20 protein-coding genes are annotated in these 20,106 nt (G+C 34.7%); 8 read left to right on the top strand and 12 right to left on the bottom strand.

The window, feature by feature from the left end:
• The first annotated feature begins 22 nt into the window (after window positions 1-22).
• The 5 genes from JS605_RS07665 (at window position 23) to JS605_RS07645 (ending at window position 7,406) form a co-directional block, all read left to right on the top strand.
• Complete coding sequence (locus tag JS605_RS07665; protein ID WP_203257108.1) at window positions 23-2,128, top strand: bifunctional aldolase/short-chain dehydrogenase; 2,106 nt, start codon at window positions 23-25, stop codon at window positions 2,126-2,128.
• A 108-nt stretch (window positions 2,129-2,236) separates the two neighbouring features.
• Window positions 2,237-3,517 (top strand): sugar isomerase, encoded by a 1,281-nt coding sequence (locus JS605_RS07660; RefSeq protein WP_203257107.1) that lies wholly within the window; start codon window positions 2,237-2,239, stop codon window positions 3,515-3,517.
• Between the two features lie 8 nt (window positions 3,518-3,525).
• Window positions 3,526-4,902 carry an FGGY-family carbohydrate kinase gene (locus JS605_RS07655; RefSeq protein WP_203257106.1) on the top strand — a complete coding sequence of 459 codons (1,377 nt, stop codon included), beginning with the start codon at window positions 3,526-3,528 and terminating at the stop codon, window positions 4,900-4,902.
• Window positions 4,903-4,963: 61 nt separating this feature from the next.
• Window positions 4,964-6,253: a class II aldolase/adducin family protein gene (locus JS605_RS07650; protein ID WP_203257105.1), complete on the top strand. Its 1,290-nt coding sequence runs from the start codon at window positions 4,964-4,966 to the stop codon at window positions 6,251-6,253.
• Between the two features lie 4 nt (window positions 6,254-6,257).
• Window positions 6,258-7,406, top strand: a complete 1,149-nt coding sequence (locus JS605_RS07645) for an alpha-hydroxy acid oxidase (RefSeq protein WP_203257104.1) — start codon at window positions 6,258-6,260, stop codon at window positions 7,404-7,406.
• Window positions 7,407-7,509: 103 nt separating this feature from the next.
• Here JS605_RS07645 and JS605_RS07640 read toward each other — a convergent pair whose 3' ends face one another.
• On the bottom strand, window positions 7,510-8,286 hold the full coding sequence (locus JS605_RS07640) for a carboxylesterase family protein (protein WP_203257103.1): 777 nt from the start codon (window positions 8,284-8,286) through the stop codon (window positions 7,510-7,512).
• A 270-nt stretch (window positions 8,287-8,556) separates the two neighbouring features.
• Between JS605_RS07640 and JS605_RS07635 the strand changes: the two genes are divergently transcribed.
• Both JS605_RS07635 and JS605_RS07630 read left to right on the top strand, forming a co-directional pair.
• Window positions 8,557-9,942, top strand: coding sequence for a purine-cytosine permease family protein (locus JS605_RS07635; protein WP_203257102.1), 1,386 nt, complete (start codon window positions 8,557-8,559; stop codon window positions 9,940-9,942).
• Window positions 9,943-9,945: 3 nt separating this feature from the next.
• On the top strand, window positions 9,946-10,119 hold the full coding sequence (locus tag JS605_RS07630; protein ID WP_203257101.1) for a hypothetical protein: 174 nt from the start codon (window positions 9,946-9,948) through the stop codon (window positions 10,117-10,119).
• Window positions 10,120-10,317: 198 nt separating this feature from the next.
• On the opposite strand, the gene folE is transcribed toward JS605_RS07630, so the two are convergent.
• Both folE and JS605_RS07620 read right to left on the bottom strand, forming a co-directional pair.
• Window positions 10,318-10,977: a GTP cyclohydrolase I FolE gene (gene folE / locus JS605_RS07625; RefSeq protein ID WP_203257100.1), complete on the bottom strand. Its 660-nt coding sequence runs from the start codon at window positions 10,975-10,977 to the stop codon at window positions 10,318-10,320.
• Between the two features lie 5 nt (window positions 10,978-10,982).
• Entirely contained in the window at window positions 10,983-11,387 is a 405-nt protein-coding gene (locus JS605_RS07620; protein WP_203257099.1) for a MerC domain-containing protein, read from the bottom strand.
• Window positions 11,388-11,469: 82 nt separating this feature from the next.
• On the opposite strand from JS605_RS07620, the gene JS605_RS07615 reads away from it, so the two are divergent.
• Entirely contained in the window at window positions 11,470-11,847 is a 378-nt protein-coding gene (locus JS605_RS07615) for a Fur family transcriptional regulator (RefSeq protein WP_203257098.1), read from the top strand.
• A 25-nt stretch (window positions 11,848-11,872) separates the two neighbouring features.
• Here JS605_RS07615 and JS605_RS07610 read toward each other — a convergent pair whose 3' ends face one another.
• The 9 genes from JS605_RS07610 to JS605_RS07570 form a co-directional block, all read right to left on the bottom strand.
• Window positions 11,873-12,766: a GTP-binding protein gene (locus tag JS605_RS07610; protein WP_203257097.1), complete on the bottom strand. Its 894-nt coding sequence runs from the start codon at window positions 12,764-12,766 to the stop codon at window positions 11,873-11,875.
• 10 nt (window positions 12,767-12,776) lie between these two features.
• A complete protein-coding gene (gene mog / locus JS605_RS07605; RefSeq protein ID WP_203257096.1) occupies window positions 12,777-13,310 on the bottom strand; it encodes a molybdopterin adenylyltransferase in 534 nt (177 codons plus the stop codon).
• 86 nt (window positions 13,311-13,396) lie between these two features.
• Window positions 13,397-13,834, bottom strand: a complete 438-nt coding sequence (locus JS605_RS07600; RefSeq protein WP_203257095.1) for a hypothetical protein — start codon at window positions 13,832-13,834, stop codon at window positions 13,397-13,399.
• Complete coding sequence (locus tag JS605_RS07595) at window positions 13,824-15,164, bottom strand: ABC transporter permease (protein WP_203257094.1); 1,341 nt, start codon at window positions 15,162-15,164, stop codon at window positions 13,824-13,826. Before JS605_RS07595 ends, JS605_RS07600 begins: the two co-directional genes overlap by 11 nt.
• Window positions 15,161-15,790: an ABC transporter ATP-binding protein gene (locus JS605_RS07590; RefSeq protein ID WP_203257093.1), complete on the bottom strand. Its 630-nt coding sequence runs from the start codon at window positions 15,788-15,790 to the stop codon at window positions 15,161-15,163. The genes JS605_RS07595 and JS605_RS07590 overlap by 4 nt, the downstream gene beginning before the upstream one ends.
• A gap of 14 nt (window positions 15,791-15,804) precedes the next feature.
• Entirely contained in the window at window positions 15,805-16,110 is a 306-nt protein-coding gene (locus JS605_RS07585) for a cation transporter (protein WP_203257092.1), read from the bottom strand.
• A gap of 40 nt (window positions 16,111-16,150) precedes the next feature.
• Complete coding sequence (locus JS605_RS07580; RefSeq protein WP_203257091.1) at window positions 16,151-17,365, bottom strand: GTP-binding protein; 1,215 nt, start codon at window positions 17,363-17,365, stop codon at window positions 16,151-16,153.
• 20 nt (window positions 17,366-17,385) lie between these two features.
• A complete protein-coding gene (locus tag JS605_RS07575; protein WP_239000297.1) occupies window positions 17,386-19,008 on the bottom strand; it encodes a PhoX family protein in 1,623 nt (540 codons plus the stop codon).
• 288 nt (window positions 19,009-19,296) lie between these two features.
• Entirely contained in the window at window positions 19,297-20,022 is a 726-nt protein-coding gene (locus JS605_RS07570; RefSeq protein ID WP_203257089.1) for a hypothetical protein, read from the bottom strand.
• Window positions 20,023-20,106: the final 84 nt, after the last annotated feature.

The raw sequence follows: 20,106 nt of genomic DNA, 5'->3' as shown, positions 1-20,106 counted from the left end.
AACATTATATTAATTCTAGAAAATGGAAAACATAACCAAGACCTTTAAATACGTAGATTATCTGTGGGATGAAAAAAAAGCCGCAGCGTTAGGAGACAATCAAGTTGAATTATTCTTATACCGTTCTAATATTTTAGGTGCTGATTTAAGAATTACCAATTACGGAGGCGGTAATACAAGTTGTAAGACAATTGAAAAAGATCCACTAACTAATGAAGATGTTGAGGTAATGTGGGTTAAAGGTTCAGGAGGAGATATTGGTACATTAACACGTTCTGGTATAGCTGGCTTGTATACAGGAAGATTAAGAGACTTAAAGAACGTATATCAAGGACTTCATGACGAAGATCGTATGGTTGGTTTGTTTAACCATTGTATTTACGATTTAGATAGTAAAGCACCATCTATCGACACACCATTACACGGGTTGTTACCATTTGCACACATCGATCACTTACACCCAGATGCACTCATTGCAGTTGCGGCAGCTGAGGATAGCGAAAAAGTTACCAAAGAAATTTGGGGAGACACTATGGGATGGGTGCCATGGCAAAAGCCAGGTTTCGATTTAGGATTACAGTTAGAAAAGTGTTTAGCTGATAACCCAGGAATAAGAGGTATCGTATTAGGAAGCCACGGTTTATTTACTTGGGGAGATACATCCTACGAGTGTTACATAAACAGTTTGGAAGTAATCGAAATGGCTTCAGACTATATCACTAAGAAAATAGAAGCAGGAGGCCCTGTATTTGGAGGTCAAAAAGTAGAGAGTTTACCAAAAGAAGAGCGTTTAGAAAAGGCAGCGCAGTTAATGCCTTTATTAAGAGGTTTATGTTCTTCAGAAAACAGAATGATTGGTCATTTCTCCGATACCGATGTTGTAATGGAGTACATCAACAGTAACGATTTAGAGCGTTTAGCACCTCTAGGAACATCTTGTCCAGACCACTTCTTAAGAACTAAAATACAACCATTAGTATTAGAGTTAGATAAGAATGAAGATTTATCTGATGCAGATGCAATCTTAAAGAAATTAGAGCCAGCGTTTGAAGCTTACCGTAAAGAATACGAAGACTATTATAACACTTGTAAAGTAGACAATAGCCCAGCTATTCGAGATGCTAACCCAGTAATTATTATATATCCAGGTGTTGGTATGTTTAGTTTTGCAAAAAACAAGCAAACTACACGTGTAGCCAGTGAGTTCTACATTAATGCTATTAATGTAATGCGTGGTGCAGAAGCTATAACATCTTACACGTCTTTACCAAGACAAGAAGCATTCAATATCGAGTACTGGTTATTAGAAGAGGCAAAATTACAACGTATGCCCAAGGAAAAACCATTATCAAGGAAAGTAGCTTTAGTAACAGGAGCAGGTGGAGGAATAGGTAAAGCTATTGCAGATAAGCTGGCTGCAGAAGGTGCAAATGTGGTTTTAACTGATATTAATGAAGAAGCTTTAATTGAAGCAAACGCAACTTACAAGAGAGATGTTTCTACATATGCAGTATGTGATGTAACAAGCACAGAATCTATCGAGAGTGCCTATAAAAAAGCTGTTTTAGAATTTGGAGGTGTAGACATTATTGTACATAGTGCAGGATTAGCAATTTCTAAGCCATTAGAAGATACTACAGACAAAGACTGGAACATTTTACAAAACATCTTAGTAAAAGGACAGTTTGATTTAGCCAAGCAATTTGCAGCTATAGTTCGTAAGCAAGGTTTAGGTGGAGATTACATCGCTATTGCAAGTAAAAATGGATTAGTAGCAGGGCCAAATAACGTGGCATATGGGACAGCAAAAGCTGCACAACAGCACATGGTACGTTTATTAGCTGCTGAGTTAGCAAAAGATAAAGTAAGAGTAAATACAGTAAACCCAGATGGTGTTATTGTAGGAAGTAAAATATGGGAAGGTGCTTGGGCTGAAGGAAGAGCAAAAGCAAATGGAATTACAGTAGAGGAGTTACCAGCATTTTATGCAAAACGAAATCTGTTGCATGAAATCATTACTCCAGACGATATTGCAAATGGCGTATTTTCTCTGGTAGGTATTCTAGACAAGTCTACAGGAAACATTATTAATGTTGATGGTGGAATGGCAAATGCCTTCGTCAGATAGATAAAAATAAAGTAATAGTAATTTGATTAGTTTAGTTAAAAAAGAAAACTTCCATTAAAATTCTTGTAATTTTATGGGAGTTTCTTTTCTTTTAAATGGTAAAAAAACATGAAGATTCAGCAAGAACAAATATTAGAAAACAATAAAAAGAGTATAAAAAGTCATGACGAGAATTATGATTTTTTGGCAAATAAATTAAGTAAATCGGGGCATGATGTTTCTAAAATTGTGTCAAAACTATCAGACTTTCAAGTTGCTATACCAAGTTGGGCTTTAGGTGCGGGCGGAACACGTTTTGGTCGTTTTTCATTTTATGGAGAACCTTCAAGTCTAGAACAAAAAATTGATGATATAGGTATTCTACACAGCTTAACGCAAACAGCAGGTGCTGTATCATTGCATATTCCTTGGGATATCCCATCAGATTATGCAGCGATAAAAGAAAAGGCAGATGCTTTAAATATTAAGTTCGATGCTGTAAACTCCAATACATTCCAAGATCAAAAAGATGCTGCTGAAACTTATAAGTATGGTTCTTTAAGTAATACAAGTAAAGCAGTAAGAGAACAAGCTATACAACATAACTTAGATGTTATTAAAATTGGAGATAAACTAGGATCCAAAGCTTTAACTGTTTGGTTGGCAGACGGATCTTGTTTCCCTGGACAAAATAATTTTCAAACAGCTTTTCAGAATACGCAGGACAGTTTAATTGATATCTACAAGGGGCTCCCAGATGATTGGAGCCTATTAGTAGAATACAAGCCATACGAACCAAACTTTTACAGTACAGTAATACAAGATTGGGGAGCATCTTTAATGTTAGCTAACGGTTGTGGCGATAAAGCATATACTCTTGTAGACCTAGGACATCATTTACCTAACTCTAACATCGAGCAAATTGTATCTATCCTACAATTAAAAGGTAAATTAGGAGGGTTCCATTTTAACGATAGCAAATATGGGGACGACGATTTAACAGTAGGAAGTATTAAGCCTTATGCGTTATTCTTAATTTTTAACGAATTGGTATATGGCATGCAAAACAATCCACAAAATCCTGATTTAGCATGGATGATTGATGCAAGCCACAACGTTAAAGATCCTCTAGAAGATTTAATACAATCTCTAGAAGCAATTCAAGAAGCTTATGCAAAAGCAATGTTAATAGACCAAAATGCTCTTAGAGCAGCACAGTTGGATAATGACGTTGTAAAATGTCAAGAAATTTTACAAGGTGCTTATAGAACAGATGTTAGACCTTTATTAGAAAAAGCACGTTTAAATACAGGAGGAGCACTAAGTCCAATAAACGCTTATCGTGATTTAGGAGTGAGAGATACTTTAATTACTGAAAGAGGTAAAAATACAGTAGCAACAGGGTTATAGCCATAAAAATGAAGCAAAAAGTTACAGCGGTTTTTGATATAGGTAAAACCAATAAAAAGTTTTTCCTTTTTGACAAACGCTTCAAAGAAGTTCACAAAGAATATATTTCGTTTGAAGAAGTAGAAGATGAAGATGGGCACCCAACAGAAAACCTTCCTGCTTTAAAAAAATGGTTAAAACAAGTTTTCGACCGTATATTGGAAAAAAAGGAGTTTGATGTTGAAGCAATCAATTTTTCTACCTATGGTGCTAGTTTTGTACATATAGATGAAAATGGAAACCCATTAACACCGCTTTATAACTACACAAAACCCTTACCAAAGTCAATAATAGATGCTTTTTTCGAGAAGTATGGACCACGTGAAGAATTTTTAAAAACTACAGGATGTGTTGACCTAAGTATGCTTAACTCTGGGTTACAGTTATATTGGTTAAAGTATACACAGCCTGATGTTTATGCTAAAATAAAATACTCTTTGCATTTACCGCAATATCTAAGTTACATATTTACAGGGATTCCGTTAAGTGAATACACTAGTATTGGATGCCATACAGCACTATGGGATTTTGGTAAGAAGGATTATCACGATTGGGTTTACAAAGAAGGTATTTATAAGATACTGCCCCCAATAGTTTCAACTGAAACAAGTATAAACATGAATTACAATGGCAGTAGAATAAAAATTGGTGTTGGTATTCATGATAGTTCGGCAGCTTTATTGCCTTATGTAAGAAGTATAAAGAAAAAGTTTGTTTTAGTATCAACAGGCACTTGGAGTATAGTGTTTAATCCATTTACGGACGAAAATACTGTAAATGAAGATTATAACAGTGATACCCTTAATTACATGCGAATTAATGGGAAACCTGTTAAGGCAACACGCGTATTTTTAGGGAATGAATATAAATTACAGGTAGAGAAACTCAACAAGCACTTTGGTGTAGATGATGAGTATCATCGTAATGTGGATTTTGATTATGATACTTATTTGGAGATTAAGAAGGACTTCAAGAATTGTTTTAAATGGGAAAGTCTCGTAGATGAAAACATGCCAGAGAAAACAGCTTTTCTTTATAATAAGTATGAACATGCTTATCACCAATTAATGACAGAGCTTGTACTTCTACAAATTAAGTGTATTAAAGAAGCATTGGGAACCGATAAAATAGCTCGGATATATGTAGACGGAGGTTTTAGCAATAATGATATTTATATAAAATTACTGTCTCATAATTTTAATGATAAAAAGTTAAGCACTACTGATGCGTCTTTAGGTTCAGCGCTAGGAGCGGCTATTTCAATTTCAGACAAAAAGTTGAATTCTAAATTTTTAAAACAAAATTATGCGCTTAAAAAGCATGTGCCTTTTATAGTTAATGGGTAACCAAAGTATAAAGTATTATACTAAAGAGTAATTAAAGAATATATTTCCAAATCGCAACACAATGTCAAAAAACACAAAATTGATCCACCCAAGAGATCAAATCACAGAAATCATCAGTAGAGTATATAAAAGAGGTATGACCACAACTTCTGGTGGTAACATATCTATTATAGATGAGCAAGGAGATATTTGGGTAACCCCTTCAGCAATAGATAAAGGTTCTTTGAGGGCGTCAGACATCATATGTGTTAAAAAAGATGGTACTATAATTGGAAAGCATAAACCATCTTCAGAATTTCCGTTTCATAAAGCAATTTATGAGGCAAGACCAGATATAAAATCGGTAATTCATGCGCATCCACCAGCACTGGTATCATTTAGTATAGTGCGGCAAATACCAAACACAAATATTATATCACAAGCAAAGCATATATGTGGTCCAATAGGTTACGCTGATTATAGATTACCTGGAAGTGAAGATTTGGGAGATGTAATTGCAGATGAGTTTAAAAAAGGGTACAAGGCGGTAATTATGGAAAACCATGGTACTGTTTTAGGAGGAAGTGATTTAACAGATGCATATGATCGTTTTGAAGCTTTAGAGTTTTGTGCAAGAACAATAGTATACGGTTCGCAAATTGGAACACCAAAATATTTAACAGATGCGCAAATAGAAGAGTTCGAATCCCAAGCAACTGGTGTTTTGCCAGAGATGGACAGCACTGATTATACATCAGATGAAGTAGAAAAGCGTTTAGAGATATGTAAAATAGTGCAACGTTCCTGTCAACAAGGTTTAATGATAGGTTCCTATGGAACGGTATCTATGCGTTGGAAAGACAATGATTTTTTAATCACGCCAACAGATGTGGATAGGTGGGATTTAGGTTTGGATGATATCGTACAGATAAAAGGAGGTAAGCGGGAAGCAGGAAAAATACCAAGTAGGGCTACTTGGATTCACCAAGAAATTTACAATAGAAATCCCAAGGTTAACTCTATTATCATGACCCAATCCCCATATCTTATGGCATTTGGTGTTACAGGAGAATATTTAAATGTAAGAACTATTCCTGAAAGCTGGATATTTTTACAGGATATAAATTTTGTAAAATATGGACATCATTTTAGAAAAAATAATAACTCTGAAATAGTAGATAATTGTCCAACAGCATTGATTATAGAAAACGATTCAGTTATTATAACAGGAGATAAGCTACTGCAAACTTTTGATTATTTGGAAGTAGCAGAATTTAGTGCAAAATCTATTGTTCTAGGTAGTTCATTAGGAGATATGGTACCGATAAATGACGAGCAGGTAGAGGATTTAAGAAAGAAATTTTTAGCATAATATTATGGCAATAAGTTTTGATACACGTTACCCATCAATAGATGATTTAAGGAAAAAGGCTCAAAAAAAGATACCAAAATTTGCATTTGAATATCTGGATGGAGGTTGCAATGAGGATGTAAATTTAATTCGCAATACTTCTGAATTACGGGAGGTGCAATTAAAGCCCAACTATTTAAGGAAGCACCATGGCTCATCATTAAAAACCAAATTATTTGGTGTAGAGTATGATGCGCCATTTGGAATTGCTCCTGTAGGTCTTCAAGGTTTAATGTGGCCTAACTCTCCTGAAATATTGGCTAAGGCTGCCTTTGAGCATAATATACCTTTTATATTAAGTACGGTTACTACAACCAGTATAGAACGTGCAAGTGAATTAACAGAAGGTAAGGCTTGGTTTCAATTATATCATCCTGCCGAAGATTCGCTTAGGGATGATATTATAAACAGAGCAAAAGCTGCAGAATGCCCAGTATTGGTTATTCTTTGTGATGTGCCAACATTTGGTTTCAGACCAAGGGATATTAGAAATGGTCTTGCAATGCCTCCTAAAATGACATTAAGTAATATTTTGCAAGGTTTTACACATCCTCATTGGAGTTTACAAACTTTAAAATATGGTATTCCTAGTTTTGAAACTCTAAAACCATATATGCCAAAAGGGTTAGATTTAAAACAACTTGGTAAGTTTATGGACCAAACTTTTAGCGGTCGTTTAAACGAAGAAAAGATTAAGCCAATTAGAGATATGTGGAAAGGTAAGCTAGTCCTTAAAGGTGTAGCTTCAGAATATGATACAGAAGAAGCTATCCGATTAGGACTTGATGGTATTATAGTATCCAATCACGGAGGACGTCAACTTGATGCAGGGCAATCAACAGTAAAACCATTATCTACTATTGCAGAAAAATACGGAGATCAAATAGAAGTTATGATGGATAGTGGTGTTCGTTCTGGTCCTGATGTAGCTAGAGCTATGGCAAGTGGTGCTAAATTTACGTTTATGGGGCGTTCTTTTATGTACGGCGTATCAGCTTTAGGTAAAAAAGGAGGTAACCATACCATTTCTCTGTTGAAAACCGAATTACAACAGGTTATGGAACAGTTATGCTGTGAAAACACCAGTGATTTTCCTAATCACTTAATAAAATAAATCTGGGTATTCGATACTAGATTAATGATTGATAGTTTAAAAACCCAGCTGAAATTTGACTTTCTAGTTGGGTTTTTTGTTTTTTAATTAGTATGAGTTTTGCTTAATTCGTAGAAGAAAAATTAAGCATCCAATCTATCCATGTTATATTACTAAATACTTTTTTATTGCCTTGAGGATGATTAGCCCCTGGAAACGCTATGTATTGTACATTTTTGTTACCTGCGGCTTTTAATAATGAGGTCATTTTTTCTACAGAAGCTACGTTTTTGCCATCTTCGCCACCTACCATACCAAATACAGGAAGTGCGATAAGTGTTTCTACGTTATCATTTTCCGATACACCACTAAATCCACAAGGAGCAGCAGCTGCAAAACGTTCAGGAGATTGTAGTATCCAATCCCAAGTGCCACGACCACCCATACTATGCCCCATAACATAAATACGCTTTTGATCTATTTGGGAATACTGTTCAAGGATATAATCTAGCATGATGTTTAACGTGTTAGGATCCCACTTATCATAAGAATTGGGTTCTAACAATATCAGATCTTTTCCTGCTAATTCCGCAAGGGAAAGCCCTTTAACTTTTGCAGAGCGTTTAAGTTGTTCCTCGATCGACCAAGCTCTTCCACCAGCACCATGAAGCGATATTAGAAGTGGTATTTTGTGTTTTGGTTTCGTTTTAGGAAAAGCAATAAAAGCCGTGTCTTTTAGTTGTCCTAATTCAGGCCGTAATGCTTTTGGCCATTGTAATAGTTTTACTTCCATAGTCTTAAACCCATCATTGATAGCGTTTAAGGTTTTTTCTATGTTAGGGGTTTGGTTAAAACTGGTTAAGAGAAAGAAGGTTAATACTATAAAAACTAACTTTTTCATTTTAAGGTACTTTTAAAAGTTTACAAATTATTTTCTGGTTTACTAAAGTTAGACAAAATACGTTATTACAGAATTAAAATTGTCCTGTACACACATGTCCTTAGCTTTTACTATCTTCATCTTTATATGCGCTTTTTAAGTAGGTTTCTGTATTTGTTAAACAGTATAGTACAGGATGCAAAAATCTGACAAGCATCATATTTTCGTTCTTATCCACTTATTTAAAAGGATTAATTAAAAAGAAATACAACTAACGAATAACTAAATAATATGAGTGAAACATCAGTAGAAATAGAAGACGTTGGTGGTGGAGAGTTTGAGAGAACCCCAGTACCCGCATCAAGATTAAAAGGTTGGAAATCTTTTTTGGGAATGTATGCGGGCGAACATGCTGCTGGTACCGAATTTATGATTGGGCCACTCTTTCTAGCTGCAGGTGCTAGTTTAAAGGATTTAATTCTAGGATTGTTTATCGGTAACATTTTAGCTATCCTTACTTGGAGGTATATAGTGGCTCCCATAGCTGTATCAAGTAAACTAACTTTATATTATCAATTAGAAAAAATTGCAGGAAAGCATTTGGTTAAAGTTTACAACGTGGTTAATGGGGTACTTTTTTGTTTTTTAGCAGGTGCTATGATTACGGTTTCGGCCAGTGCTGTTGGAATCCCCTTCGGCGTACGTTTTTCTGTGCCCGAAAATATTTTTGGTTTAAGTAGTCCAGCTTTTTCAGGGATTGTTATTATTGTAGGTTTAGTAATGGCAATTGTTGCAGCAGCAGGTTATAATACAGTATCTAAATTTGCCAATATTGCTGCGCCATGGATGATTGTTGTGTTTGCTGCTTGTGGATTATCGGCGTTATCGCAGATGGAGGTTGATTCATGGAAAAGTTTATTAACAGAATGGGATAAAGGGATAAGTGTGGTACAGTCTGTTAACGGTAAAGTGGATTTTGGTTTTTGGAAAATTGTAATCTTTGCTTGGTTATGTAATGCAGCTATGCATTTTGGAATGTCTGATTTATCCATTATGCGTTTTGCAAAAGATAGTCGTGCAGGATGGGGCCCTTCTATAGGGATGTTTTTAGGACATTACATGGCGTGGATTTGTGCTTCATTTATGTTAGCAGCACAAATAAAATTAACTGGCGATATTTCTGCTAACCCAGGGGCTTTAGCCTGGAGTGTTGTAGGATGGACAGGAATCATCTGTGTGATTGTAGCTGGGTGGACAACAGCTAACCCAACCATTTATCGTGCAGGGCTTGCTTTTCAAAGTTTATTTCCTGCTAATGCAAAAGCGTATTCAGGTGTAATTTTGGCAGGCATTGTGGCTACAGTTGCAGGTATTTTCCCTACGCTATCAAGTAAGTTGCTCGATTTTGTAGGCTTGTATGGTACCATCTTAGGGCCCATGGGAGGGGTAATTTTTGTTAACCATTATCTAGCAAAAAAAATGGGCTTTACACAAGATTATGCAGATGAAAAAGGATCTAGCTTTAATATGGCTGTTTTATTGGCCTGGGTTATTCCAGTGGCACTAGGGTTATACTTTATTTTTGATAAAGGTGTGTTTCCTGCCTATGCAGTAATACCTTGTTGGATTGCCTCCAGTGTGTTATATGTACTTATTATGAAACTTCAAAAATCTTAAACTATGAAGAAGATATTAAAATTAATTAGTGGGGTATCCATAGGTGTTTTGATACTGTTAGTAAGTATACTTTCATTCGTAGGCACTATAGATACTACCAACATGAAAATATTTATGTTAATAGGTACACTCCTTTGGTTTGCTGCTACACCTTTCTGGATGAAAGAAGAAGAGTAGTAATTTCGGAGACCCCTTTGTAGTTTACTACGGTAGTAGTATTTGGCTAAGAGTTAGTAAATATTTAAAGTAAGTTAATAGTATTTACTATCCTAAAAGAAAAAGTCAAGAATTAATTCTTGACTTTTTGTTTTTATAATCTTTAATTATAGATGTAATTACTTTGTTACATAGTGTGGAACACAATCCTAAACCTCATTAAACCTCATAATTAATAGCATTAAGAAATTCATCTCTATATGCCTTATCTTCAAAGTGTCCACCATATTCTATGCTTGTGGTAAAACTGCTTTTATCCTTTATGCCTCTTGAGGATACACACAAGTGTTTTGCATTAATCATAACAATAACACTTTTGGTTTTTAAAACCTCCTGTAAATCTTTTAAGATTTGTAAACACAGTCTTTCTTGTACCTGTGGCCTGTGTGCATAATAATCTACCAATCGATTCAATTTTGAGAGTCCGATAACCTTATCTTCTGGAATATAAGCAACATGGGCAAAACCTGTTATCGGTAAGAAATGATGTTCACAAGATGAGTCGATAGTGATATTTTGCTCGATCAACATTTTCTTATAACCATATTTGTTATCAAAAGTAGATAGTCTAGGTTTGTTTTTAGGGTCTAAACCATAAAAAAGTTCTTTTACATACATTTTAGCTACACGATATGGTGTGCCAGATAAGCTATCATCAGTAATATCTAAACCTAACTCTTCCATTATTTTTTGGAAATATATCTGAATATTAGCTATTTTTTCATCATCAGATTTTTCAAAGGCATCAGAACGTAATGGTGTTTCTATGCTTGAAGCTATATGATTATCCCCTAAAAATTCAATATTATCTTTGTCCATAGCAACTAAGATTGATTAGCACAGCATTTTTCATTTTTGCATTGGCAGAACATACTTCCGTACCAATGCAATACTATTAAGCTTAACGATGGTATGTATATGGTAGGCTCAGGAATGCTAAACCACCCTAGTTTTTCGTTAACAATTATAAAAACTAGCATAGACCAACATATCCAAAGTGCATTACCAACCCATTTTTTTGATACGCTCGCACTAGATTTATATATTGCTAAAGCAGAAATGAATAAGAATATTATATCAAGACTGGACCACCATAGTGGTTTACCTTCGCAGCAAGCCATAACATGAGTTTGGGCAGCAAATAAAAAAGGAGTTGCTAAGCAATGTAATAGGCATAAGCTACTTGATATAATTCCTATAGAATCTGATTTATTGATGGCAAAAGTCATCTGAAAACTATTTAATGCAACAAAGTTGCAATATTACTCTAGAATTATTTAAAATGCAACTAGGTTGCAATATATTTGCGTTATGGGAATTACTAGGAAGACGAAACAGGTAAAAATACTGATGGATATCTTTAAGCGGGAACATCATGCTATATCAGTAGTAGATTTAGTAAAATCTTTAGAATCTCAAATGAACAAAACCACAGTGTACCGTATCTTAGATAAACTTATGGACGATGGTATTGTACACTCTTTTATAGGTAAAGGAGGTCTTAAATGGTATGCCAAATGCCAAGATTGCTCTTGTGATACCCATAATGATGTTCATCCACATTTTCAGTGTAAAACCTGTGGAGAAATGGAATGCCTACCTGTAAATTTTTCTTTACCATTTGTAAAAGGTTATAAAATAGATTCTATAAGTTTACTTATGATAGGGGAATGTAGTAATTGTTGTTGATTGTTATCTCAAATAATTATTTTTTTTAAAAGCAATCTTTAATGGCTTTATTAAGTGTTGAAGGTGTGCTTCCTGGGCCAATAGTAAGAAGTTTATTGCCTGTAATCGGAATGCCGTTGAAAGGTCTAAAAAAGATTTCTCCATCTGGTTTACGTTCAAAGTAGGTATAGCTTTTATCTAATCCTATCTTTGTACAACCTTTTACGCGAAGTATACTTTTGGGTAGGTCATTACAAATTTTGTAAATATAATCTATATGTGGTAATTCTGGTAAGTCTACAGAACAGGAAGCCCAATGGGCTTTAAGGTGCTCAAATTCTTGTGGTGCATTGTTTGATGGCAATAGTTTTGGAAGCAGCTCTATATCAATATCTTCCAAGGTAATAATTTTAGCTGTGGGATTTAAAGATTTAATATCCTGAATAACAGCAGATTTTCTATCAAAATGTATATTTTCAAGATGTGTTAATACGATAAGCGATGAGACTTGTATTTGATTGGCTTCAAGCTCATTATGAGTTTCCCGCCTTTGCCAATTTTTCACATCAACTACAGATATTTGAATAGGAGGGAGAAACCTTTGGTTAAGGCCAACACCTAAAAATTCAATAAGAGAACAGGCATCTGAGGTGCCATTAGCTTCAATAAGGGTAATACCTTTTTTTCGTTCAGGAATTCTATTTACTATATTTCTAAGTTCCATAATACCGCTACAGCATATACAACTTCCACTTAGTGCTTTTATAGATTTTTCTTTAATTTTTTCAGAGAGTTGTTGGGCATCTAAATGCGCATTTTCATAATCATTTAAAATAACAAAAGGCTGCCAGCCTTTATTGTTAAAGCCATCTATTAATTGTTTTAAAAGTGTAGTTTTGCCAGCCCCTAAAAAACCAACAAGGGTTACAATAGATTCCATATTCAAAGCTTTATTTTTTCTTTGGTCTAAAAGGTTTTATAACCTTTTCATCACACTCTAAAAAAGGCCCCTCCATAAGATCAATACAATAGGGGACAGCGGGAAAAACAGCATCTAAACATTCTCTAATAGATTTTGGTTTTCCAGGCAGGTTAATAATCAAGCTATTACCTCTTAGTCCTGCGGTTTGTCTTGAAAGAATTGCAGTTGGCACATATTTTAAGGACTCTGCACGCATTAGTTCTCCAAACCCTGGTATCATCCTATCACAAACTGCCTCAGTTGCTTCTGGGGTAACATCTCTTTTAGCAGGGCCTGTACCACCTGTGGTAACTACCAAGCAACAATGCTCGTTATCAACCATATCTATAATGGTATTTTCTATGGTCTCTTGCTCATCTGGAACTATTTTATATACTCTTTCCCATTTAGAAATTAAGTACTCTTGTAGGGTAGCAATTATGGCTTTGCCACTTAAATCTTCGTAAACTCCTGCGCTAGCTCTGTCGCTTACTGTTATGATTCCTATGTTTATTTTAGACATGATGATTTATTTCTATCTAAAGTTTTTAGATGTTCTTTTTTGATAATTCTACTTTTGGTTATTAGACAGGCTTGTGGTAATATTGCTTATTCCTTGTATTTAGCCTCACATTTTGTTAGGATATAATTAAAATGTCTCACATCATCCGCATTAAGTTTTAATGTGCCAGTAACGGTTACAATATCATCTGTTTTGAATTTTGATTTAGAAGAGAGTTCAAGTTCAATGGCGGTTTCTGGACCTCCAACACCACAAAAAAAGCAAGAAGCCATAGGGCCTTTAGATAAAATGTGCATTTTCCTTTCTGGGTCTATATTAAGAAAATAACCAGATATGGTAATTAATTTTCCTTCTAGAGCCTTGACGGAATCAGAAAACTCTGGATACATAAAAACAGCATCATATTCAGGAAAATATTTGTCGGTAAATGTCACTTTAGATAAATCTTCCCAGGTTACTTTTTTTTGGGCAAAACAGGTTGTACTTAATACAAGTATAAATACTAAAAGGATGCTATTTTTCATTGCTTAAAATTTTTGAAATCTTCATCTTCATAATGGGATAAACCGCAATTATTATTGATAGTAATATAATAATAAATACAATACCACCTATTTGAAATACGTCTGGTAAAGGTAATTCCTGAAGCAAGCTTTCATTAAAGTTGGTTTTTGAAAATTTAAATAGGCTAGGAAGCAATGTTTTTACAAACAATAGTGCAGAAATAAAAGCTAGTAGCCCTATGATAATCCCCTCATAAGCTACCATGAGTATTAATTGAGACGGTGTAGCACCATAGGTACGTAACAATGCTAATTCAAAAGAACGTTCTATTACCATTTTGTATAGACTGATAAAAATGGTTAAACCTGATATTAATAGAATGATATAAGCAATCCATGTGATGGTTTTTATACCAATACCCATGTAATTGTAGAGTTTATCCAGCTCGTATTTTGGTAATACTGCTTGCATATTGGTGCGTTCGTTAATGGTTCTTGGCAATGTTAAATAAGCTGTAGGGTTTCTAAAAGATACCAATAGCGATGTAATTTGTTTTGTGTCCTCTTCGTCGCGATGTTCGTCATGTTGTTCATCATGATCAGCCCCATGATGTTCCTCATCGTGATGTTCGTTTTGTGCTTTATCGTGATCAGCCCCATGATGTTCCTCATCGTGATGTTCGTCGTGTGCTTCATCATGATCGACTTCATTGTGTTCTTCGTCGTGATCGTGATCATGTACATCCCAAATACTCTCCAAATGGGTTATAATTAATCGGTCTATTACTTTTTGTGTGGGTTTTAAAATACCTACAACTACAAATTTGTCATCATGTACCTCTGCATCTGTTGCTTCTACCAAACCATGGGAACTTAAAAAAGTATCCCCAATAGAAAGTTGGCACTGTACTGCAACTGTATGCCCAAGCACTACTTCAAAAGTTTTTTGCACGTTATGCCCCTTTTCTAAGTCGGCCCCATAGAGCTTTTTAAACGCTTCTGTGTTTGTACCAACGATTCTGTAACCTTTATAATTATCGCCATAAGAAATTGGTACAGCAGATTGTATTAGGGGGTTCTTACCTATTTTTTTTGCTTCATTATAAGGAATATTACCCGTTGGATTATCTAAATGTAGTACTGATGCCAAAGTTAATTGTAAGGGACTACCTTTGGCACCAATTACTAAATCTATATCTCCAAGGTTGTTTTCTAATTGATGCTCAAAAGAGTTTTTTAATTGCTTCATTCCTAAAAGGAGTAAGATGCTTAATGCCAGAGCGCATACACTTAAAACTGTGTATAATGGCTTAGATTTTATGTTGTGTAAACTTATCTTCCAGATATTCATAAGGCAATAGTATTTTGAAAGAATGGTTTAATTCTTGCGTCGTGCGTAATAACTATTAAATGAGCATTATTTTGTTTGGCTTGTTGTTTTAGGAGTTCAATTACAATTTTGCAATTTTCATCGTCTAAACTAGAGGTGGGCTCATCTGCCAAAATTACTTTAGGCTGGTGTATTACAGCCATAGCTATACCTAACCGTTGTAACTGGCCCTCACTTAGCGTATTTAGTGTTTTATGTTTGTATTCTAATAGGTCTAATTCTTCTAATAATGCATCAATTTTAGATTTATCAATAGCCTTATTACTAAAGAATAGGCGAGCTTCCAGATTTTTAGCAAGACTTAAAGATTGTAATGCATGTTTTTTTTGAAAAACCAACCCAATATTTTTGCCTCTAAACTTATCTAATTTACTATGTGATAATGTATTGATGTTAGTGTCGTTGATAATAATATTGCCAGTTACTGGTTGTAACAAGCCAGCCAAAAGATGCAAAAAAGTGGTTTTTCCTATTCCCGATTTCCCTAAAATAAGCAGATCGTCTTGTACTTTTAAATTTATGTTTGGGAACGAAAACGCTTGTTCTCCTTCTTTATAATGGAATGTGAGATTTTCAGTTTTAATCATTTTAACGATCTTAATTATTTGCAGGGTATTTTTTCTGTCAATGCTTCAACTGTCGCATTAAGAATTTCGGGTGTTGTGTTTTCTGGAGTGTAAACGATGGATACTTCTTTAGTATTTAAATTTAAAATAGATTGGCTTACACCACTTAAGTTATTAAGACCGTTTTCTATTATATTTTGGCATTTGTAACACCTCGCTTTTGGCGTTTTTATAACTAATACAGCATCATTCTCCCCTTTTACTATTACTCTCTTTTCCTCCTTTATACGGTTACATGCTAATACTGATAACAATACGATTACTAGGGCTATTTGTTTCATTTTTTTTACTTAATTATATGTTATAAAACTTGATTTATATTTAATTAGAGTGCTCATGGTTTGGGATTGGCCAATGGTCAACTTGAGGAAAAAGACCATCTTTCCATAATTGTACTTCGGCATCGGTAAGTACACAAGTATGTAATTGATCTATCATGGTTTGCTTGTCTAAATATTGCCCAATAAATACCAATTCTATTTTTCTATCCCCGAAAAGAGCATCCCAATTAGCTTCGATTTGCGTTTGGGTTTCAATAAATGCGGCATAGTTACTACGTTCTGAAAAAGGCATTGAGGCCCACCAAACCCCCGCATTATCTGCTTTACAAGATCCTCCAGCAGAACTCCAAATTAATGCTTGTTTAGATCGGGATGCTAACCAAAACAGTCCTTTACTTCTAATGATATTTTGTGGAAAATCTTGATTTAGGTAGTTTAAAAAGCGTTCTGGATGAAATGGTGTTTTACTTCTAAAAACAAAAGAGCTAATACCGTATTCTTCAGTCTCGGGGACATGCTCATTTTCTAATTCTTTAATCCATCCCGCTGAGGCTTCTGCTGTTTCATAATCAAATAACCCAGTATTGATAACATTGTTTAATGTTACGTTAGACTGTGACGTTGTAATGATACGTGCTTCAGGGTTTAATGAATGGATAATAGCTTTTATTTCCTCTAATTTTTCTTGAGTTACAAGATCTTCTTTATTAATAATTATAACATTAGCAAATTCAATTTGATCGGTAAGTAAATTAACTATGGTTCTATCATCACCATCAATATTGGTAAGCGTTCTTGATACTAGATAATCTGAACTCGAAAAATCATTTAAAAAATTAAAGGCATCTACTACGGTTACCATAGTATCCACATAACTAAATCTACTTAAATCTATGGTACCATCTTCACTCTCAAAAGTAAAGGTTTGTGCTACAGGAATGGGTTCGCTAATACCTGTACTTTCAATGAGCAGGTAGTCGAATTTATTTTGTGAAGCTAATTTTTTAACCTCTATCATAAGATCTTCCCGTAAGGTGCAACAAATGCAGCCATTGCTCATTTCAACCAATTTTTCCTCTGTTCTGGAAAGTGTATTTTCGTTTTCTATAAATTGCGCATCAATATTTACTTCACTCATATCATTCACGATAACAGCTACTTTTAAGCCTTCTTTGTTATGTAAAATATGATTGAGTAATGTGGTTTTTCCTGCTCCTAGAAAACCACTTAATACGGTTACGGGTAGTTTTTTCATATATAACTATTTAATCTTGCTTAAGATTCAATTTGGTTAAGATGATTCATTTTCTCAATCAAATCTCCTGTAATGGCTACTACAGCTGGTTTAGGAATATTATCTGCATCAAAAGGCCACTTACTTGTTGGACTATTTATATTTTTTGTTTGTTCTCCAGGGTGCTGTACACTTAAAAAAAGTGTTTTTCCGTCTGGGGAAAACCATGGACCCGTAAGTTCTGCATCACGAGGTGCTGAGGCTACCCTAATTACTTTACCAGCATCTTTACCATGCCTTGGAATCACAAAGAGACTGTTGTTTTTAAAGGGTATGTATGGGCCATCTTCTTTATTCATGGCACTTCCAGACATATCTGATGTTATCCAGAGATTACCAGATAAATCAAAGGCTAAATTATCGGGGCAGGAGAACCCGTTATCTTCGCCACCAGCAATGTAAGTTGAAGCTTTAAAGGTTAATGCATCAAATTTACCATTGGTTTCCTCAATTTTCATAATAGAACCATGGTAATCGTTTTTATCTAAATTGTTGGTTAGTGATACAAATATATTTCCAGAAATGGGGTCGATTTCAATATCCTCTGGGCGATTTAGCGGTGTTGCTCCTATTAGTTTAGCTGCTGCTCTAGCTCTAATTAAAACTTCGGTTTGATTGTTGAATTTACTTTCCAAAACTGGTTGGCGCTCCCAATCTAAAGGCAACCACTTGCCATTAAGTGTATCTGCCACATAAAGGGTGCCTTCCTTAAGAGATCCTGGTTTGGAGGAAATAAACTTATACAGATGTTCGTTGTTTTTATCATCTCCTGTGTAGGCTACAACACGTTTGTCCTCTAATTCGTAAAGTGTACAACATTCATGAGCAAAACGTCCTAGAGCAATATGTTTTTGGGCACTTCCATCTTTTGGGTTTACCTCAACTACCCAGCCATAATGTTCTGGAGGATAATTGTAAAACTGTTCCCAACCATAATGACTAGGTTTATGGATAGCTTTGTTATTCTCGTCGTACTGGGTTTCGCCAAAACAGCTATCATAATTCTCTTCGCAAGTTAGAAAGGTATTCCAAGGTGTAATACCACCAGAACAGTTACTATTGGTGCCAATAATTTCGGTACTACCCATAATGGGGAAGTCCCAATTTATTTTAATAGGTGTATGTCCAGAAATGCGTCTGTTATGCGGATCGTTTTTTACTACTTCCCATGCTCCATTTACCTCTTTAATTCTTACAATACTGCCTCCTATATTGTACATTTCTTTCTCAACTTGCGCTTTGGTTTTGTGTTTAATTGGGGTTTCCCGTGCGTTAAACCCTGAAATGTAAAGTGAGTTGATGTATTCGTGGTTTACCCATAACAATCCATCATTAGGGGTGTTGGCGTTAAAAGGAATAAAACAGATGAAATCATTGTTAAATCCAAATGTATCTGTATTGTTTATGGCATCTCCCCATTTTAAAATTACGTGATAATCCAGACCGTTAGCCAACAGTAAATCATCTTTATCGGATGGTGTTAGTCCTTCTAAAATTACATCCTTTAAAATTTTTAATTGTGCTTTAGACAGTTCTCCATTTTTGGTTGGAGTTGTATGGTTACCGCAACCTGCTATAAAGGGTGGGATTACAAGTGTACCCATGCTAGCCTTACCTAAAAAATTTATAAACTTTCTTCTGCTGTACGGCATATTGTGCTATGACTATTTATTTTGTTACTTGCAAATATAATGCAACTTAGTTGCAATAAATATATATAGCACTAATTTTGTTTGATAATTAGAGCTTCTTGGGAGACTTTTTTTTGATTAAAAACAAAAACCCTTATGTCGCGCACAAGGGTTTCCTTTCAATATGTAAATGATTACAGTTTTAATTGTAATTCCCAAGAAATAGGAATTGAATACGTGTTTTTAAAACCACACGTTAACTTATACAGCGCTTTTCATGGTTTTTAAGTCTATCACTTCAAAATTTCTTGCATCAAAATAATCATCTATACCATGGCCTGTATTAATAATAACACCTCCTAAGAGTGTTACTGTATCTACAGGAAACTCGTCTTTACAAGTTTCAAGGTGTTCGTGTATTTTTTTATCAATTATTTTATAGGTTGCTTCAGTAATGGCTTTTTGCGGTGCGTCACTATTTAAAATATCTTCTCTATATGGTAACAAACTTTCCTCAAGTTTCATTTGTTGGTAATCATCATCATTTAATATTGGCGTATAACTAGCATTTTCTAGTCTGCTTAATGCTAACATTAAAGCACCACAAGAATTTCCTTTCTCTTCCATTCTAGGGCGGTACATTTTACCTAATTCTCCTTCTAGAGTAATTCCAATATGAGGGCCGTAAAATATAAATGCACTACCTTCATCTGGGATATGGTGGGCAAATGCCGTCATACCAGTTTGTCCAACAAAAGGAATACCACCTAAACCTCCCATAATAAAAGGTCCAAATAATACATTAAAGAATGTAGTGGATGGGATATTAATATCATCTGAACAAACAGATGTTGCCATAAGCACTTTGGAAATATCAACATTGTATTCAGACTGCATTTTTCCTAAATAGTGAATGGAAGTGTCTTTAGCATCTTTAGCATTTGGGTATTCTTTTTTAACTATCTCGTCAAATTTTCTTTGTAACATAATATCTAGTTTATTGTGTAATTATAGTAAGGTTTTGTCTTGTCTAAATATAAGATATAATTAAATAAGTGCAACATTGCTATA

It is taken from the genome of Hyunsoonleella ulvae (assembly GCF_016827605.1).
GTDB classification, from domain to species: Bacteria; Bacteroidota; Bacteroidia; order Flavobacteriales; family Flavobacteriaceae; genus Jejuia; species Jejuia ulvae.
This window is presented reverse-complemented; position numbering and strand designations above follow the sequence as displayed.

Coding starts and splice junctions, on each gene's coding strand:
- JS605_RS07665 (WP_203257108.1), top strand. CDS start 23: ATGGAAAACATAACCAAGACCTTTAAATACGTAGATTATCTGTGGGAT.
- JS605_RS07655 (WP_203257106.1), top strand. CDS start 3,526: ATGAAGCAAAAAGTTACAGCGGTTTTTGATATAGGTAAAACCAATAAA.
- JS605_RS07630 (WP_203257101.1), top strand. CDS start 9,946: ATGAAGAAGATATTAAAATTAATTAGTGGGGTATCCATAGGTGTTTTG.
- JS605_RS07620 (WP_203257099.1), bottom strand. CDS start 11,387: ATGACTTTTGCCATCAATAAATCAGATTCTATAGGAATTATATCAAGT.
- folE (WP_203257100.1), bottom strand. CDS start 10,977: ATGGACAAAGATAATATTGAATTTTTAGGGGATAATCATATAGCTTCA.
- JS605_RS07590 (WP_203257093.1), bottom strand. CDS start 15,790: ATGATTAAAACTGAAAATCTCACATTCCATTATAAAGAAGGAGAACAA.
- JS605_RS07575 (WP_239000297.1), bottom strand. CDS start 19,008: ATGGGTACACTTGTAATCCCACCCTTTATAGCAGGTTGCGGTAACCAT.
- JS605_RS07600 (WP_203257095.1), bottom strand. CDS start 13,834: ATGAAAAATAGCATCCTTTTAGTATTTATACTTGTATTAAGTACAACC.
- JS605_RS07640 (WP_203257103.1), bottom strand. CDS start 8,286: ATGAAAAAGTTAGTTTTTATAGTATTAACCTTCTTTCTCTTAACCAGT.
- mog (WP_203257096.1), bottom strand. CDS start 13,310: ATGTCTAAAATAAACATAGGAATCATAACAGTAAGCGACAGAGCTAGC.
- JS605_RS07580 (WP_203257091.1), bottom strand. CDS start 17,365: ATGAAAAAACTACCCGTAACCGTATTAAGTGGTTTTCTAGGAGCAGGA.
- JS605_RS07615 (WP_203257098.1), top strand. CDS start 11,470: ATGGGAATTACTAGGAAGACGAAACAGGTAAAAATACTGATGGATATC.
- JS605_RS07610 (WP_203257097.1), bottom strand. CDS start 12,766: ATGGAATCTATTGTAACCCTTGTTGGTTTTTTAGGGGCTGGCAAAACT.
- JS605_RS07635 (WP_203257102.1), top strand. CDS start 8,557: ATGAGTGAAACATCAGTAGAAATAGAAGACGTTGGTGGTGGAGAGTTT.
- JS605_RS07570 (WP_203257089.1), bottom strand. CDS start 20,022: ATGTTACAAAGAAAATTTGACGAGATAGTTAAAAAAGAATACCCAAAT.
- JS605_RS07585 (WP_203257092.1), bottom strand. CDS start 16,110: ATGAAACAAATAGCCCTAGTAATCGTATTGTTATCAGTATTAGCATGT.
- JS605_RS07660 (WP_203257107.1), top strand. CDS start 2,237: ATGAAGATTCAGCAAGAACAAATATTAGAAAACAATAAAAAGAGTATA.
- JS605_RS07595 (WP_203257094.1), bottom strand. CDS start 15,164: ATGAATATCTGGAAGATAAGTTTACACAACATAAAATCTAAGCCATTA.
- JS605_RS07645 (WP_203257104.1), top strand. CDS start 6,258: ATGGCAATAAGTTTTGATACACGTTACCCATCAATAGATGATTTAAGG.
- JS605_RS07650 (WP_203257105.1), top strand. CDS start 4,964: ATGTCAAAAAACACAAAATTGATCCACCCAAGAGATCAAATCACAGAA.